This window comes from Oceanobacillus sp. FSL H7-0719 (genome assembly GCF_045040795.1).
Classification (GTDB): Bacteria; Bacillota; Bacilli; order Bacillales; family Amphibacillaceae; genus Oceanobacillus.
The window spans coordinates 2514362-2532305 of record NZ_CP150301.1 but is presented as its reverse complement, the minus strand read 5'-3'; the positions used below and the strand labels follow the sequence as shown (position 1 = coordinate 2532305).

Sequence of the window (17944 nt, the reverse complement as noted above, 5' to 3'; positions counted from 1 at the left end):
TGCAGCGAATGAATCAAAAAAGCACAGCAGACTCCTTATCTATTTAACTTTGAAAGTAAGTTTTACCAGATAAGGATTTTCTGCCGCATTCATAAATAAAATATAGAGATAGCTTTTGAAATGAGAGAAGGGGTTAGTGGCTATGAAAAAAATTCTTGTGACAGGAGCATGTGGGCAAATTGGTTCAGAACTGGTGACCAAATTGCGAAACACGTATGGTGAAGATAATGTCATTGCTACAGATATTAGAAAAGCGCAAGATGGATCAATGGAGCAATTGTTTGAAACATGTGATGTAAGGAAAGCAGAGAACATGTATAACTTAGCTAAAAAATATAATGTGGACACCATTATGCATCTTGCTGCATTACTCTCAGCTAAAGCTGAAGCTGCACCTAAATTGGCATGGGATTTAAACATGGGCGGGTTAATTAATGCGCTGGAAGTTGCTCGAGAACTGGGACTCCAGTTTTTTACTCCGAGTTCAATTGGCGCCTTTGGTCCATCTACACCAAAAGATGAAACCCCACAAGAAGCATTACAGCGTCCAACAACAATGTATGGTGTGAATAAAGTAGCTGGTGAGCTTTTATGTGATTATTATTATCAGAGATTTGGTGTCGATACAAGAGGACTCCGATTTCCAGGCCTGATTTCATACAAAACATTGCCTGGCGGGGGCACAACAGATTATGCAGTGGAAATATATTACGAAGCAATTAAAAATAAAACATATACATCTTATATAGGAGAAGGTACTTATATGGATATGATGTATCTGCCTGATGCACTAAATGCGATTATTGATTTAATGGAGGCAGATTCGGATAAACTTATACACCGCAATGCATTTAATATTTCAGCAATCTCTGCAGCACCAGAAGACTTTGCGAAGGCGATTCAAAAGCACCAGCCTGAATTTACAATTAAGTATGATGTAGATCCAATTCGTCAAAAAATTGCCGACAGCTGGCCGAACCGAATGGATTCTTCCGCAGCAGTTATGGAATGGAACTATTCCTTTAACTATGATCTGGATACAATGACTGCAGATATGCTGGAGAAGCTCCAGGCAAAAGTAATAAAGCAATAATAGAATTAGAAAAAACGTTCCTCAAACTCGGAGGAACGTTTTTTATTATACCTGCTGAGAAATGTATAGACAGCTTATGGAAGGTGTCGTATCGCACGCAGCGGGATTACGCGTACATGCTGTTAATTTCTTTTTGCAGTTTTGTGTCACGTGTATAATCATCATAGCTCATCTCTTTATCGATGATGCCTTTTGGTGTAATCTCAATCAGACGGTTAGAGATACTATTAACAAACTGATGGTCATGCGAAGTGAATAGAATGGATCCTTTAAATTTAATCAAGCCATTGTTTAGAGCTGTAATTGATTCAAGGTCCAAATGGTTCGTTGGTTCATCAAGCAGAAGCACGTTTGCGCTTGACAGCATCATTTTAGACAGCATACAGCGAACCTTTTCGCCACCAGAGAGAACGCTCGCTTTCTTCAGTGCTTCTTCACCAGAGAATAGCATTCTTCCAAGGAATCCACGAAGGAATGTCTCTGTTTCGTCCTCAGGTGAATATTGACGAAGCCAGTCTACTAAAGTTAAATCATTTCCTTCGAAGTATTCTGAGTTATCCTTAGGGAAGTAAGATTGTGATGTTGTCACACCCCACCTGAATGAGCCGGAATCAGCCTCCATTTCACCCATTAGGATTTTCAGCAAGGTTGTTTTAGCAATATCATCACGGCCAACAAAAGCAATTTTATCGTCTTTGTTCACCGTAAAGCTGACATTATTTAAAACAACTTTATCCCCAATCTTCTTCGTTAAACCTTCTACACGCAACAGGTCATTTCCAATTTCGCGTTCAGGTGTGAAAGCGATATATGGGTATTTTCTGGAAGATGGCTGAATATCGTCAAGTGTAATATTATCCAGCATTTTCTTTCTGGAAGTTGCTTGCTTTGATTTCGAAGCATTTGCACTAAAGCGTGCGATAAATGCTTGCAGCTCTTTAATCTTCTCTTCCTTCTTCTTATTCGCATCTGAAGCCATTTGTGCAGCTAATTGACTTGATTCGTACCAGAAATCATAGTTTCCAACAAAAATCTTAATCTTGCCATAGTCAACGTCTGCAATATGTGTACATACTTTATTTAAAAAGTGACGGTCATGTGAAACAACAATAACTGTATTTTCAAAGTTAATCAGGAATTCCTCAAGCCATTGGATTGCCTGGATATCCAGCCCGTTTGTCGGCTCATCCAGTAAAAGAATATCAGGATTGCCGAATAGACTTTGAGCTAATAGAACCTTTACCTTCTGATCTTCTGTCAGTTCAGACATCAATTTATCGTGAAGAGAATCAGGAATTCCGAGTCCTTTTAAGAGGATTGCTGCATCTGATTCAGCTTCCCAGCCATTCATCTCAGCGAATTCGCCTTCAAGTTCGGCTGCACGAATGCCATCTGCCTCAGAAAAATCTTCCTTCATATAAATTGAATCTTTTTCCTGCTTTACTTCGTATAATTTACTATGGCCCATTAAAACTGTTTCAAGCACAGGAGATTCTTCATATGCGAAGTGGTTTTGCTCGAGTACTGCAATACGCTCACCAGGTGATAATGCAATCGTACCGCTTTGTGGCTCGATTTCGCCAGATAGTATTTTAAGGAAAGTGGATTTTCCAGCACCGTTTGCGCCAATAACTCCATAACAGTTACCAGGAGTGAATTTTAAGTTAACGTCTTCGAATAGCTTTTTATCACCATATCGTAAGCTTACATTTGTAACATTTATCATGCTTATTGCATCCTCCAATAAATTAAAGTAATCAACGTAAGCTTACGTTATTTAGCTTGATTCGTCAATGTAAAAACCGCTTAAAATATAGATTTGACGGCTGCTTTACGAAGAAATAATAAAAAAAGAAAAAAAGATTTAATAAATCATAAAAAACCGCTTGGCTAAACTTGTTTTTTGTGCAATATTTAGATAAGCTTATTCTTTTTTAAGCGGTGAAAGGAGGAAAGAAGAGTGAACGAAAGAGAGATATACTTCCTTTTTACTGATACAGGAACCTATTTATCCAAACTGATAAACTACTTTACAAAGCAGGAATTGAATCACGTGTCGATTTCATTCAGTAAGGATTTTAATACATTGTACAGCTTCGGCAGAAAACGGCCGAAAAATCCATTTATTGGCGGATTTGTACATGAAGATATCGAAAGTGAGTTTATGTCACGTGCGGAATGTGCTATATACCGCCAGAATATTAGTGAGTTGGATTATCAGCGGATGATGGCTAAAATCAAAGAAATCGAAGCAAGAAAGCATGAGTACCGCTATAACTTTGTTGGCCTGTTCGGTGTATTGTTTAAGGTTAAAATCAAACGGAAGGCAGCATTATTTTGCTCCCAGTTCGTTGCAACTGTAATTCAGGAATCAAATCAATTTACTTTTGATAAACCGGTGTATTTTATTACACCTGGTGATATACGCAGTCATCCAAATATTGAATTAATCTATCGAGGGAAGCTGGAAGACTATCGTGCAGATCCAGTCAAGCAGCTCGTACTTGGTGAAAAAACAGTGCAAAAGCAATCATTTATTTTTTATATATCTAATAAATTCAAACGATTTGTTATTAAATAATAGGAGCCATATACTGAAGGTATAGGCTCTTTTTTTATTTTGATTCTAGGGGGAAATCTTCATGGAAGTAGAGAATAACGCACGATTACTTATGGTGCGCCAGATTCTGTTTGAGGAAACGGACGAGAATAATCATGATTTAAGCATGAGTGAAATGATTGAAAAGCTGACAAGCATCTTTCCGGATGCAACCTTTGATAAACGTACGATTAAAAGTGATATAGAGCTTCTAGATACAATGGACTTTGAGGTTATTCGCAACAAAGGAAAGCGCGGGAAAATTCTTTACAGCCATCAAAACAGAATATTTGAGACATACCAGCTGCGGTTAATCATTGATGCAATTCTTTCAGCAAAATTCATTACAGATAAGGAAAAGAATAATCTGATCGAAAAGGTAAAGAAGCTGACGAGTAAGCATATCGCAAAGTCATTGCCAAATCCGATTGTTTTTAGCCAATCAGCAAATATGGATTACGAGCTCGTCAAATTGAACATCGACTATATTCATCGGGCTATTTCTGAGCAGAAAATTATAACGTATCAATACGGAAAATATAATGTGGATAAACAATTTGCATTTAATCGGGATGGAGCAATTTACCGTATTGAGCCATACGGACTCATTTGGCAAAATGATTTCTATTATTTAATAGCAAGATATTTGGACAATGGTGAGCTCCGTCACTACCGTTTGGACCGTATTCGCAATATTTCAATCAGTGATGAAACATTTGTAAAACAGCCTTTTGATTTACATAGCTATATAAATCAAAGCTTTCATATGTTTGCAGGAGAGGAAATTCGCATTAAGATTCAATTTCATATGGATTTAGTGAATGTTGTTCTTGATCGTTTTGGTCATGAGGTGGATATCCGGAGAACAGATGACCATTCCTTTATTTTAACAACAAAAGCAAAGCTATCGGATGGTCTAATAAATTGGATTCTGACCTGGGGGAATAAAGCAAAGGTTCTGGCACCTGAGCATCTTGTTGAAAGTGTGCATGAAAAAATAAAGCAGATGATGGAAGTTTATGAGTAAAGATAAAAATGGAATAGGAAGGAATGGAGACGGAGACCTAACGAATGCCAATTATACAAAAGCCGAACATTATAAAATAGAAAGCATCTCATATTAACTTTTAACAGTTGATAAAAACTGCTGATAATTTTAATTCAGAGTAACGCTGTTTTTCTGGGACAGCTGGCTTTCTCATAGACAGTTTCCCTACCTATCTAGCTGGTAGTGTCTCATAGAGAAGTTCTAATAGACAGTTTCACTATTTTTCCAGCTGTTACTGTCTTTTAGAGAGGTTCTAATAGACAGTTTCTCCATTTTCCTTGTTGATACTGTCGTATAGAGAGATTCAAATAGACAGTTTCACCACCTATCTAGCTGTTACTGTCTTATAGAGAAGTTCTCATAGACAGTTTGACCACTTATATTGCTCCCACAAGCTTAGAGAAGAGTTCCCACGACCAGTTAAAAAACAATCCTGATTTCTTCGGGCAGAGGGAAAACGTATCAAAGACAGTTTTTCGAAGTCCAGTTTTATATTTTCTATGCACTACCTTATTAATGACGACTATTCAAATTTCCGGTATCTCTAGGGAAAAAGTTATTCTGAACTAAATTAATCAGCACTCTATATAAAAACCGAACGAAGGTATCGTTCGGTTTTTAATATATTAAATTTCTTTTGTCTCCGCCTCCTTTTTATTTTGTAAATAAAAAAAGTTCCATAACAGACATAGAGTTTCGCACAATTAAGTACTATATTCCTAAAAAAAGTCCGTTTTTTAAGTAAAAATTTACATTTGTACAGAATTTGTTTAGATACGGTACATATACTTATCTGTAGTGAAAATCACACTATAGAGAGGAGTATGGGGGAATGAGCAGAAAGTTAAGTATTTTGTTTGTGTTTGTTTTGCTTCTTCAGACACTAACAAGCAGCTTTGCACTTCCTGCCCAGATGAATGCGGCAGGATCAGAAGAGAGTTTTATTAGAAATGTTACTCTTTTGGATGAAGCGGGTGGAGTATTAAACGAAGCAAACCTCAATGAATCAACAGATGTGAGTGTGCTTGTTGATTGGTCTGTTGAGAACACAACGGTCGAGAATGGAAGTTCAGCAACAATCGAACTTACACCTGTTTTAAGCATTCAAAAGGAACAGACAGGGAAGTTAGTAAGCAAAGATGAAGAGGTGGGTACATACACCGCAACGGTAGATGGTACAGTTACTGTAACATTTAACGAAGCTGCTGTAGAATATCCAGAAGCCAATGGATCGTTTACTTTAAATGCAAAAGCAGAAGTTGAAGAGCAGGAAGAAGCAGCTGAAGAAGAACCAGAAGCTGATCAACCTGAGAAAGAGGAAGAAACTGAAGCGGTAGAGGATGAGGAAGAACAGGAAGGTTCCGATTCTGAAGAAGATACTGAAACAGCAGAATCGGAAGTAGCAGCAGAAGAGGAAGAAGCGAATGAAGATGCTGCAGATACGGAGGAAGCATCCAAACCGGAAAATGCTGAAGAAAATAAACAACCAGAAGAAACGGAGAAAGCTGCCGTTCAAAATGAAGCAAAGCATGGATTTAATTTAGAATTAGGTAAAGTAAAGGATATGGATGGGAATCCATTTACCGAGGAAAACCTTCTAAACCCTCAAGCTGAGTTCTGGCTGGAGTTGGAATGGTTCCTGGAAAATGGACATAACTATACAGCTGGAGACAAAGTAATATTTGATTTGCCAAATGCAATTAAGATAATGGAAGAAATGAGCGGGGAACTAAAAGATGAAACAGGGCTCGTTGTAGCAACCTATATCATTTCAACAGATAAAAAGGTGGAATTAACCTTTACAGATTATGTGGAGACACATAGTAATGTCAAAGGCTGGTTGGAAATGATTTTAACTTTGGACGAAGAAAATGTTGAAGTTGAGGACGGGGAAGTGATTATTACCCCAATTGGTGAAGAGGGAGAAATTAGAATCCCAATCGATGCAGGAAGTAAAGAGAAAACAATTGAGAAAAAGGGAACACCAAATAAGGGACATAATGCAGATGAAATCCGTTGGGAGGTAATTATTAATAAGAATAAAACCTCTTTAACGAATGCAAAAGTTTTGGATTTACTTCCTGCAGGTACGGAGTATAAAGAAGGCAGCTTAAAAGCTGTTAAATTAATAGTAGATTTATATGGAAATATATTAGGTGATGGAGAAGAAATTGATATAACGGGCGAAACCGTTGCTGAAGGGGTATTGACAATCCCGCTTGGAGATATAAAAGATGCCTATCGAATTGAGTATGTAACAACGATAACAGACGATGAAGAAACGCGGTTTAAAAATCATGCTGTACTTTCAGATCAAGAGCTTGAAGATGTTTCAGCAGATGCAACAATTACAATTGACCGTGGAGAAGCAATCAAAAAGAAAGCAGCTAAAAGCTATAATCCTAAAACAGGGATTATTGAATGGGGAATTGAATTTAATTTTAATCAAAAGGATTTAACAGATGTTATTCTTAAAGATTCCTGGACCCCAGAAGGTTTATTAGACTTAGTCGAAGGCAGTCTGCTATTTAAAGAAGTAGAAGTTGATGAACACGGGAATGCCCATGAGACTGGCAATACCGGACTGCCTGAAGGAGCTGTCCTTGTTCCTGGAACTGACGGATTTGAAGTTACTGGTATTACCACGGATAAAGCATATAAGATAACATATCAGACAAAAGTAAAAGATCGTGTATTAGATCCATTTGAAGTTGTGAATACAGCAGGATTTGGCACAGAGTCAGACGGATCTGGTACAAAAGTTGGCATCTATTATGGTTCAAAATCAGCTGGCAGAATTGACTATGCAGCCAAAACGATTGAGTGGAAAATAGAGGTCAACCATGATGAGTACCCGATGGAGAAAATCAGTATTACAGACACATTGGGCAGCGGCTTAACGTTAATCGAGGATTCAATTGAAATAACCCTTGATGGGCAAGCATATACGGGTGATTATACACTTACAGGTGATAATCCATTTACAATTGAGTTTCCAGAGGAATTTAAAACAGATAAAAAAATTGAAATCAGTTATAAGACAACATTTGACGCAAATCTTGTACCAGATCATAGGCCGACAAATAAAGCTGCAATTACATGGACTCCAGAGGGTGGAGATGAGTCCATTACAAGAGACGTTTTAGCAGGAACAGAACTAAACTGGGAGACGCGGACAGGTCACTGGAAAAATGGATCCTATAATCCAGAAACAAAAGAGATTACATGGACCATCTATACAAACTATCGTGAAAGTCAATTTGATAATTTAGTAGTGAAGGATGCACCTCAAGGCAATCAAAAGATTGTTGATGATTCTGTTGTGGTAACAGAGTTGGCGATAGGAGAAAATGGCCATATCACAGAGGGTGAAAGATTAGATTCAAGTATTGTAAGCATTGATAAAGCAGCAAATACTTTAGAAGTCGCAATTGGTGAAACAAATAGAGCCTATAAAATTGAGTATAAAACATCGCTTGCTGGATTAAGTGATATTCAAAAAGAATATGTTAACAAAGCAGAAGTATTCGATGGAACAGATGTGAAATCTGAAATTGATGCTAGAGTTGGAATAGCGAAAACAGATACGTACGGTGAAAAGGCTGGTTACCAGGACGGGAAGCAAGTCCATTGGTCTGTAAATGTGAACCTGGGACAACAAAAGATTACGAACTTGAAACTTGAAGATACCATTTCTGAAAATCAGGATTATTTGACAGATACAATTAAAGTATACCATGCATCTGTTGATAGAAATGGGAATGCAAGCAAGGGGGAAGAAGTTCCTTCTGATCAATATGAACTTATCCACACACCGGGAGAACAGACGTTTACGATTGCGTGGAAGGAAACAGTGGAACGGGCGTTTATCGTTGAATATTCAACATTGTTCTTTGAGAAGCATAATGGTGAGGTTACAAACACTTATAAAATAACTGGCGACAATATTATCGAAGATGGCAAGACAGACGGGGGCAGTACCGTAACGATTCGCCAGACATCTTCAGGCGGTGGTTCAGGTGAAGCGGGCTACCTTATTATTGATAAAATAAATACAACAGATGGCGGGGATGAAAAGCTTGCCGGAGCAGTATTTGACTTAATCGATCCAGATACTGGAAAAGTATTAAAGTCAGGAACAACAGATGAAAATGGCCATATAGATTTTGGACGTTTATTATTTGGTGACTATGAATTGCATGAACGTGTTGTACCAGACGGCTTTGTTACGCCAGAAGAAAGGCAAATCATCACAATTGATAAAGCTTATAATACAGAAACAGATAAAATTGAATATGCTTATACCGTAGAAAATTATGAACCTGTTTTTGCAATAGAATTAGAAAAGGTCGATGATTTAGGAGCAGTCATACCAGGAGTTACATTCGAATTATATAACTCTAGTGATGAATTAATAGCTGCCCAAACAACAGATGAAGCTGGAAAGATTCGTTTTGAAAACTTGCAAGAAGCAGGCACCTACTACCTGGTGGAAACAGAAGTGCCAATTGGTTATGAACCGGGTGAAGAAAGATATGTCGTGGAAGTTGGTGCAAAAGAAAAAGAGCCAATATTAATAAGAGTAGAAAATCAACGTGAGCTGACAAGTGTTAACGGCAAAAAAGTATGGGAAGACGAAGGCAACCGAGATGGGATTCGTCCAGAGTCAATTACCGTAAATCTCTTAGCAGATGGGGAAGTTGTGCAATCAGCGGAAGTAACTGCTGCAACAGGCTGGACCTATAGCTTCACAAATCTGCCGAAATATAAGAACGGGGAACAAATCAATTATACGATTACGGAGGATCCTGTAGAAAACTATGAAACTGTGATTGATGGCTTTGACATTACAAACAGCCACAAGCCAGAGTTAGTAGATATCCCGGTAATAAAAACATGGGATGATGGTGATGACCAAGATGGCATCCGTCCAAAATCCATTATCGTCAACCTCCTGGCAGATGGTGAACAAGTGAAAACAGCGGAAGTATCTGCGGAAGATAATTGGCAGTACAGTTTCAAAAACCTGTATAAATATAAAGATGGTAAGGAAATTGAATATACAATCACAGAAGAACCGGTTGAAGGCTATGAGACAATCATCAGTGACTTTACGATTACAAATAAATATGACCCTGAAGTGACGGAATTTTCTGGAATAAAGACATGGGATGATGCGAATAACCAAGATGGTGTGCGTCCTGAGTCGATCACAGTGAATCTTTTAGCAGATGGAGCATTCGTTGATTCAGTTGAAGTGACGGAAGAAGACAACTGGGAGTACAGCTTTGTAAACCTGCCGAAGAATGCAGCTGGTAAAGAAATTGTTTATACCGTTACTGAGAATACGGCAGAAAATTACACAACGGAAATAGATGGTTCTGATCTTACAAACCATTATGCTCCAGGGAAAACGAGTGTAACGGTAACAAAGCACTGGGATGATGCCAATAATCAAGATGGTATCCGTCCAGATAGTATTGAAGTGCAATTAACTGCTGATGGGGAAGCGCAGGGTGACCCAGTTGAACTATCAGAAGAGAATGATTGGACATATACGTGGACAATGCTTGATGAAAAAGCAGCAGGAGAGGTAATTAATTATTCCGTAATTGAAACGACGGAAGTACCAGGATATAAAATAGCAGTTAATGATGAAAATCATGGGAATATCATCATCACAAATGCTTATACTCCAGAAACGATTGATATTGCCGGAGACAAGATATGGAAAGACGCCAATAATAAAAGTGGTCATCGACCAGATAAAATCACCGTCAATCTGTATGCAGATGGTGAGCTGGCAGACTCAGTTGAGGTAACGGAGGAAGATAACTGGAAATACAGCTTTACCGGCTTGCCGAAATATAATGCGGGAGAAGAAATTGCTTATACGGTTGGTGAGGATGCGGTAAAAGGCTATAAAGCAACAATCGATGGGTATAACATTACAAATACGCTTGTCGCTGAAGAAACAGTTACAGGTTCTAAGGATCCTGAAACAGATAAAGACGAGGGCACCAAAGCTGTAGCGGGAAAAGCAGATAAAACATCAACAGATTCGAAGGCTGCTGGCAAAAAATTGCCGAGAACTGCTACAGATATGTTTAATCTCCTTGCGATAGGAATTGGATTATTAGGTTTAGGAGCAGCAATCGTACTGTATCGCAGAAAAAGAGAATCAAACTAAGTAAATTGAAAAGGTCTTCAGTCGCGAAGAGCGATTGGAGACCTTTTCCTTTGTCTGGATATGTGCATGCTTCTGCAAGCTAAAGCTTACTGTTTTGCTATTCGTTCCAGCTGTGAACTTTAATAAAATTCAATTGATCGAAAAAGGGTCTCCTCGCTTTCCATTAAGAGAAATCAATCTCCACTTTACCCTGAGAATCTCCTTCACTGCTCCGATAAATCATATCAATAATCCGAGTAACTTCCAGCGCCTGTTCTGCAGTATTAACCAAGGCTGTTTTTCCTAAGCAGCTCTCCACAAAGTTCTTTGCCTGGAGATAACCAGCTTTATTATGGTCTTCCTGCACGTCAACTTCACTAGTAAAAAAGCTGCCATGCCGCGGTTCGTAAAATTCAAAAGGAAAGATGTTTATTCCGCCTTCTGTTCCTGAAATGCTCAAATGCTGTTTATCTTCCTTGATATTAGCTGCCCATGAGCATTCAAATAACATCGAACCGCCATTTTCGAACGTGATATAAGCTGTGACATGATCATCTACATCAAAGGTTTTATGATCAAAAGCGCCCCAATCATTTGGCTGGTTTGGCATTCTGCTTAAACGATTATATGTATTTCCAGCAACGCTCATTGTTTTTGGACTGCCAAGCAGCCAAAGTGCAAGGTCAATGAAATGGCAACCAAAGTCAATTAGACTCCCGCCACCTTGCAGTTCTTTGTTTGTAAAGACTCCCCAGCCAGGGACCTTTCTCCTTCTTAATGCCTGGATACGTGTGACGAGCGGATCGCCAACATCAATCATAGCCTTTTTCGCCAGCATCGCAGACTCCAGGAAGCGATAATGATAAGCAATGGATAAAAGTTTTCCCGATTTTTTTGCAGCGGCAATCATTGCTTCACCTTCCGCTACATTCATTGCCATTGGCTTTTCACATAAAACATGAACATTCGCCTCTAAGGCAGCGATGGCAATTTCTGCGTGGAATTTATTTGGTGTACAAATTGTTACTGCATCCACTGCTGCGAATAATTCCTGATAATTTTTAAATACGAAGGGTATATTATTCTCTTCAGCGACTTCAGTTGCTCGCTCGTAATTCAGATCATATACAGCTGTTAGTTCTACGGTATCGGAAAGCTGCTGATAAGCTGGAATATGCCGCCCTTGAGCAATTCCACCCACTCCGATAATCCCCATTTTTAATTTATTCATGATATCCTCCTAAAGCGTTGATGTTGCATAGATACGTTTTTTGTCGAAATCCTTTTATGCAGTATGGAACATACTATTAATATTAATTCTTTTTTTCCGATTTGTCGCTGAATTTGAAAACTGTCAGATAAATAAAGTTTAATGTTTCTCTAGGTAAAAATAATAGGCTTTATAAAATATCCTTGACTTTAGCTAATAAAAAGAATAAATTAGACATAACAATTATAAAGTTTGCCATGTGCAAAACTAAAGGGAGGGGACAACATGAAAGGATTAGGTAAAAAGATATGGGTTTTGGCATTTGTTGTTGTTGCACTACTTTTGGCTGCATGTAATTCGGAAACGGGGTCAGAAGATGATTCAGCCGAGGGTAAAATAAAGGTTCTAACTACAATTGCTCAAATTGGAGAACCATTATCCGTAATTGGCGGAGAGCTTGTGGAAGTTGAAAGCTTGATGGGACCGTCTGTTGATCCGCATTTATACAATCCTACGCAAAGTGATATTGCGAAAGTGGATGAAGCAGAGGTTATTTTTTATAATGGTTTGAATTTAGAAGTCAACATGGTGAAGGTGTTCGATTCGATTAGTGGCTCGAAACCTGTTCTTGCAATTGGAGATACACTATCCGAAGATGTTCTATTAAAGGATGAGGATGGAGCAATTGACCCGCATATCTGGTTTGATATTGATTTATGGGAAGCGGCACTTGACGCAGCTGTAGAGGAATTAATAGCTTTTTCCCCAGATGATGCAGCTTATTTTGAAGAAAATAAAGCAGCATACTTTGCGGAATTAGCTGAATTAAGGGAAGAGGCAGAGAAGCTAAAGGACATCCCGGAGAGTGGACGTGTGCTTGTGACTGCACATGATGCATTTGGATATTTCGGCAGAATGCATGATATGGACGTGATTGGACTTCAAGGTTTGAGCACAGAGGATGAGATTGGGATTTCGGATATTAATGACACGATAGAAATTATCAAAGCGTATCAGGTACCAGCAATTTTTGTTGAGAGCAGCATTAACTCAAACTCAATCGAAGCGGTAATTGAAGGTGCACAGAGTGAAGGTGTCGATGTTGGCCTGGGAGGAGAGCTGTTCTCTGATGCAATGGGTGCACCGGATAGTAAGGAAGGAACGTATATAGGGATGTACCGTCATAATATCGGTACGATACATGACGCATTGACTGGAGGTGCCGAGTAACATGGAAACACCAATTTTACAGGTGGAGAATTTATCTGCTTCATACCGAAAAAACACCGTACTTTCTGATGTTAATTTTGAAGTGCATGCTGGTTCGTTAACAGGTATCGTTGGTCCGAACGGGGCAGGGAAGTCGACCTTGTTAAAAACGATACTAAATCTGCATCCCGCATTAACAGGGTCTGTTCACTTTTTTGGATTGCCATTTAGTAAAGCAAAGAAGCGGATTGGCTATGTGCCGCAGCGGGGATCCGTTGACTGGGATTTTCCCACAGATGCACTGGATGTAGTAACGATGGGATTATATGGCCAGATTGGCTGGCTGAGACGGCCTGCCCGTTTGCATAAGGAGAAAGCATATGAGGCATTGGAAAAGATGGGGATGGCTGATTATGCCAGCAGGCAAATCAGCCAGCTTTCTGGAGGACAGCAACAACGTGTTTTTTTAGCCCGTGCACTAGTGCAGAATGCTGACTTCTACTTTATGGATGAACCGCTAGCCGGAGTGGATGCTGCTACGGAGCGTGCAATCATGACAATATTAAAAGAACTGAAAGCCGACGGGAAAACGGTAATGGTTGTACACCATGACTTGCAGACTGTAGAGGATTATTTTGACCATGTTTTATTATTAAATCGTACAATTATTAAACATGGCAAAACCGAGCAGACTTTTACCAAAGAACATATTGCCGAGACTTATGGAGGGAATATGCGCTGGATGGGAGAGGAGCGTACGTATGCTGTCCATTCTATGGAATAGTAATACAGGGTGGGTCCTGCTTAGTACGATGATCCTTGGGATTGCAGCTGGGACAATTGGCTGTATGGCCTATTGGAAAAAGCAAAATTTAATGAGTGATGCACTTTCCCATGCTGCATTGCCTGGAATTGTTCTTGCATTTCTCATTGTTGGCGAAAAAAATCTGCTTGCACTTATCGTTGGTGCTGCGATTAGTGCATTGCTTGGTGCATTTTTTATTCAATGGATTACAACTTCAAGCAGAATCTCCGAAGATTCAGCGATGGGTATGGTGCTGGCAATCTTTTATGGCTTAGGTGTAATGCTGCTGACAGTAGCTAATCGCTCTGCTGGAGGAAACCAGAGTGGGCTGGACAGCTTTATTTATGGGCAAGCGGCTGCGATGGTTCGTTCGGATGTAATCACGATGCTTGTTTTAGCCATGATTGTAGTCTGTATTGTCTTTATTGGTTTTAAAGAATGGAAATTATATTTGTTTGACCAGGAATTTGCACAAGGTATTGGCCTTTCGATTAAAGGGATGAACACGTTATATACTGCAGTGCTTGTAACAACGATTGTAATCGGGATTCAGGCAGTAGGTGTGATTTTAATGGCGGCACTGCTCATTATTCCGGCGGTCAGTGCGCGTTATTGGACGCAATCCTTTTGGATGATGCTTCTTTTGTCTGCTCTATTCGGCGGAATTGCGGGGGCTGGCGGAACATTAATCAGTGCCCTGGGGAAAGGGCTGCCAACAGGTCCTTTTATCGTTGTTGTTGGGGCGGCTATATTCGTGCTGTCGCTCGTTTTTGGAAAAGAAAAAGGTATATTCATCAACCATTTGCAATTTAAATTGCAGCAAAAGTCAGAGCTGAAGCGTACGGAGCTATTCAAGCAGGGGGAGGGAAGAACATGACATATACTGCGTGGATTATTTTTACAGCTGCTTTAGTCGGTCTTTCCTGTGGCATTATTGGTGTTTTCCTCATCTTGCGGAAAACAGCGATGATGGCAGATGCAATTAGTCATACGGTTTTATTGGGAATTGTCATCGCCTTTATTGTAACCCGTGAAGTAAGCGGGACGGCAATGCTCATTGGTGGGATTTTAGCAGGGGTATTAACCGCCTTTCTTGTACAGTGGCTGCATACCTTGCAGGTCCAGCACGATGCAGCGATGGGGATTGTCTTTACGACGCTTTTCGCAATAGGAGTTATTTTAATTGCAACGTCTGCTGGGAATGCACATTTAGATGTGCAGCATGCGTTAATGGGAGAAATCACATTTATTCCCTTTCATACAATTTCATTGCCGTTTATTGGGGAAATTCCAGAAGCAACCGCCTTATTGTTATTCGTGTTAGCTATTGTTTTATTTTTCATCATTGCCTTTTATAAAGAATGGAAAATTACTTCATTCGATCCTGCATTAGCAGCAAGTCTTGGAATCCCAGTTCTTCTTATGCATTATCTATTTATGGGGCTTGTTTCTGTTACAACAGTTGCTTCATTTGATGCGGTAGGAGCAATTATGGTTGTTGCGATGCTGATCACTCCTGCGGCATCTGCCTATTTATGGACAGATAAGCTGTCAGTTATGATGATAGTAAGTGGTTCATTTGGTGTCATATCTGCAATTGCTGGTTATTATATCGCAGAATGGATTGATACATCGATCTCTGGCTCGATGGCATTTGCGACTGGTCTTGTGTTTCTGATTAGTTTTTTATTTTCGCCAAAGCATGGCTTGATTTCAAAGCAAGTGCGAGTGGCAAAAGATGTTTAAAACAAGCGAAGGATGGGCAAAACGAATACTGGCGATTGATAGAAACTGCTGACATGCCTATAGTTATATCTTTGAATTTTGTTAGAAGATATGAATAGATTAAATCCGAACGATGCTTCAAATTCGTTCGGATTTTTAATAGACTTTTGACTGCTTTTATATGATCGATCGCACCCAAATCCATCATGGAGCAAGCACGCCCACGGAAAGTGTAATGTGAACGGGCTGCTGGTGACTGGAAAATATTGTTCTGAATTTATTTCTATTTCTTTTGTCTCGCATCCGTTTAGCATCAGAAAATTCGTCTATCGCTTTGATTTATCAAATCGATTAAAAGCTAAACCCGCGAGTTCAAACTTTGAGCTTTAATATGGCTCTGCATCATGCCCTTTATCAACTGCTTCTTTTACAGCCCTGTCAGCATCCTGTGCCCCAAGCGGATGCATTTCCTCGGCTGTCTCCATTGCAGTCGAGCTTGTTTTCTTTGCTTCTGCAAGTCCCTCACGAAGCCTGCGTCCATATTCCTCATCAGCGTCTTCTGCCAATGCAATCATTTTATCCTGTATTTCCTTTGTGCAGGTTGACAGGTCACCGACAAGATTGGAAATTAATTCGTCTCTTTCCCATTGATCAAACTTACGATATGTTTCTCCAGCTTGTTTTGTATTATTGTTGCGGTCAATTGATTCGCGAACAAGGTTCCCTTCAATATATGGGGTGTATTCCTTGCCGGTTTGTTCTGCTTCCTTTAGGCCGCCCAAGCTTGATGGTTCATAGTTTACATGTGGATTTTGGCCAGGTGCTTTATCATTATAGTAGCGCAGCTGTCCGCCCTCTTGGTTTGTTGCGACCCGCTTTTTGGCAGCATTTATCGGAAGCTGTAAATGGTTTGCTCCCGTACGATAACGCTGGGTGTCAGAATAGGAGAAAGTTCGACCCTGAAGCATTTTATCATCAGAGAAGTCTAGTCCATCAACCAATACCCCTGTACCAAATGAAGCCTGCTCTACTTCATTAAAATAATTTTCCGGATTTTTATTTAACGCCATCTTGCCGATTGGATGCCAAGGGAATTGATCATCTGGCCATAGTTTCGTGTCGTCGAGCGGATCGAAGTCTAATTCAGGATGCGGACCATCCTCCATTATTTGCACAAACAATTCCCATTCTGGATAATCACCGTTTTCGATTGCTTCATATAGATCCTGTGTTGCATGGTTGAAGTTTTTTCCTTGAATGTCCTGTGCTTCTTTGGTTGTCAGGTTTTTGATGCCTTGCTTCGGCTCCCAGTGGTATTTCACAAGCACTGCTTTCCCTTCCGCATTCACCCACTTATAGGTATTCACTCCAGAGCCTTGCATCATCCGATAGTTTGCTGGGATTCCCCATGGCGAATAAATAAAAGTCACCATATGAAAGGACTCTGGTGAATTGGAACAAAAATCAAAGAATCTTTCACTGTCTTGAATATTTGTAACAGGGTCTGGACGAAAGGCGTGAATCATATCGGGAAATTTAATAGCATCGCGAATAAAGAAAATCTTAATATTGTTCCCGACTAAATCCCAGTTCCCGTCTTCTGTGTAAAACTTCACTGCAAATCCACGAGGATCACGTACTGTCTCGGGGGAATGCACACCATGGACAACTGTTGAAAAGCGGACAAAGACAGGCGTTTGCTTGCCTTTTTCCTGGAAAAGCTTTGCTCTCGTATAGGTGGAAACAGGCTCATCACCAACTGTTCCATATGCTTCAAAGTAACCATGTGCACCAGCTCCGCGTGCATGTACGATTCTTTCTGGAACCTTTTCACGGTCAAAGTGGCTGATTTTTTCAATGAAATCATAGTTTTCGAGTGCTGCAGGTCCTCGGTTCCCAATTGTTCGGAGATTCTGGTTGTTTGTAACAGGATGTCCTTGTCTTGTAGTTAATGTATCTTCATTTTCATTATGTGTCCGGTAATCTTCATTTCTCGGTTCTTTGCTCATTATTCATCCCTCATTCCTCATTATTTTCCACTTTTAGAATGCCCGCTTTTGGAAAAAATAATCAGAAAGATTAAGTT

Annotated in this window: 11 protein-coding genes; 8 read left to right on the top strand and 3 right to left on the bottom strand. The window is 39.7% G+C overall.

All coding sequences use genetic code 11. From position 1 onward, the window contains the following. Positions 1 to 142: 142 nt before the first annotated feature. A complete protein-coding gene (locus NST93_RS12985) occupies positions 143 to 1093 on the top strand; it encodes an NAD-dependent epimerase/dehydratase family protein (RefSeq protein ID WP_405097689.1) in 951 nt (316 codons plus the stop codon). 106 nt (positions 1094 to 1199) lie between these two features. On the opposite strand, the gene NST93_RS12980 is transcribed toward NST93_RS12985, so the two are convergent. Continuing rightward, positions 1200 to 2819: an ABC-F family ATP-binding cassette domain-containing protein gene (locus NST93_RS12980; RefSeq protein WP_405097687.1), complete on the bottom strand. Its 1620-nt coding sequence runs from the start codon at positions 2817 to 2819 to the stop codon at positions 1200 to 1202. Positions 2820 to 3053: 234 nt separating this feature from the next. Here NST93_RS12980 and NST93_RS12975 point away from each other — a divergent pair, with 234 nt between their 5' ends. The 3 genes from NST93_RS12975 to NST93_RS12965 all read left to right on the top strand — a co-directional run bounded on the left by NST93_RS12975 (position 3054) and on the right by NST93_RS12965 (position 10930). Then, complete coding sequence (locus NST93_RS12975) at positions 3054 to 3674, top strand: hypothetical protein (protein ID WP_405097685.1); 621 nt, start codon at positions 3054 to 3056, stop codon at positions 3672 to 3674. A gap of 61 nt (positions 3675 to 3735) precedes the next feature. Continuing rightward, positions 3736 to 4719, top strand: a complete 984-nt coding sequence (locus tag NST93_RS12970; protein ID WP_405097683.1) for a helix-turn-helix transcriptional regulator — start codon at positions 3736 to 3738, stop codon at positions 4717 to 4719. An 853-nt stretch (positions 4720 to 5572) separates the two neighbouring features. After that, positions 5573 to 10930 (top strand): Cna B-type domain-containing protein, encoded by a 5358-nt coding sequence (locus NST93_RS12965; RefSeq protein ID WP_405097681.1) that lies wholly within the window; start codon positions 5573 to 5575, stop codon positions 10928 to 10930. 163 nt (positions 10931 to 11093) lie between these two features. Here the strand turns inward: NST93_RS12965 and NST93_RS12960 are convergent, their stop codons facing one another. Next, positions 11094 to 12140, bottom strand: a complete 1047-nt coding sequence (locus tag NST93_RS12960) for a Gfo/Idh/MocA family protein (protein WP_405097679.1) — start codon at positions 12138 to 12140, stop codon at positions 11094 to 11096. A gap of 264 nt (positions 12141 to 12404) precedes the next feature. On the opposite strand from NST93_RS12960, the gene NST93_RS12955 reads away from it, so the two are divergent. From NST93_RS12955 to NST93_RS12940, 4 genes are read left to right on the top strand one after another with little or no spacing between them, the layout of a single operon-like run. Continuing rightward, positions 12405 to 13349: a metal ABC transporter solute-binding protein, Zn/Mn family gene (locus tag NST93_RS12955; protein ID WP_405097677.1), complete on the top strand. Its 945-nt coding sequence runs from the start codon at positions 12405 to 12407 to the stop codon at positions 13347 to 13349. Between the two features lies 1 nt (position 13350). Continuing rightward, the gene (locus NST93_RS12950; protein WP_405097675.1) at positions 13351 to 14112 is read left to right on the top strand and encodes a metal ABC transporter ATP-binding protein; all 762 of its coding nucleotides are present in this window, start codon (positions 13351 to 13353) and stop codon (positions 14110 to 14112) included. Continuing rightward, complete coding sequence (locus NST93_RS12945) at positions 14090 to 15010, top strand: metal ABC transporter permease (RefSeq protein ID WP_405097673.1); 921 nt, start codon at positions 14090 to 14092, stop codon at positions 15008 to 15010. Before NST93_RS12950 ends, NST93_RS12945 begins: the two co-directional genes overlap by 23 nt. Further along, on the top strand, positions 15007 to 15879 hold the full coding sequence (locus tag NST93_RS12940) for a metal ABC transporter permease (RefSeq protein WP_405097671.1): 873 nt from the start codon (positions 15007 to 15009) through the stop codon (positions 15877 to 15879). The genes NST93_RS12945 and NST93_RS12940 overlap by 4 nt, the downstream gene beginning before the upstream one ends. Before the next feature lie 365 nt (positions 15880 to 16244). Here the strand turns inward: NST93_RS12940 and NST93_RS12935 are convergent, their stop codons facing one another. After that, the gene (locus NST93_RS12935) at positions 16245 to 17867 is read right to left on the bottom strand and encodes a catalase (protein ID WP_405097669.1); all 1623 of its coding nucleotides are present in this window, start codon (positions 17865 to 17867) and stop codon (positions 16245 to 16247) included. Positions 17868 to 17944: the final 77 nt, after the last annotated feature.

Coding starts and splice junctions, on each gene's coding strand:
- NST93_RS12985 (WP_405097689.1), top strand. CDS start 143: ATGAAAAAAATTCTTGTGACAGGAGCATGTGGGCAAATTGGTTCAGAA.
- NST93_RS12970 (WP_405097683.1), top strand. CDS start 3,736: ATGGAAGTAGAGAATAACGCACGATTACTTATGGTGCGCCAGATTCTG.
- NST93_RS12980 (WP_405097687.1), bottom strand. CDS start 2,819: ATGATAAATGTTACAAATGTAAGCTTACGATATGGTGATAAAAAGCTA.
- NST93_RS12960 (WP_405097679.1), bottom strand. CDS start 12,140: ATGAATAAATTAAAAATGGGGATTATCGGAGTGGGTGGAATTGCTCAA.
- NST93_RS12965 (WP_405097681.1), top strand. CDS start 5,573: ATGAGCAGAAAGTTAAGTATTTTGTTTGTGTTTGTTTTGCTTCTTCAG.
- NST93_RS12955 (WP_405097677.1), top strand. CDS start 12,405: ATGAAAGGATTAGGTAAAAAGATATGGGTTTTGGCATTTGTTGTTGTT.
- NST93_RS12940 (WP_405097671.1), top strand. CDS start 15,007: ATGACATATACTGCGTGGATTATTTTTACAGCTGCTTTAGTCGGTCTT.
- NST93_RS12945 (WP_405097673.1), top strand. CDS start 14,090: ATGCTGTCCATTCTATGGAATAGTAATACAGGGTGGGTCCTGCTTAGT.
- NST93_RS12950 (WP_405097675.1), top strand. CDS start 13,351: ATGGAAACACCAATTTTACAGGTGGAGAATTTATCTGCTTCATACCGA.
- NST93_RS12935 (WP_405097669.1), bottom strand. CDS start 17,867: ATGAGCAAAGAACCGAGAAATGAAGATTACCGGACACATAATGAAAAT.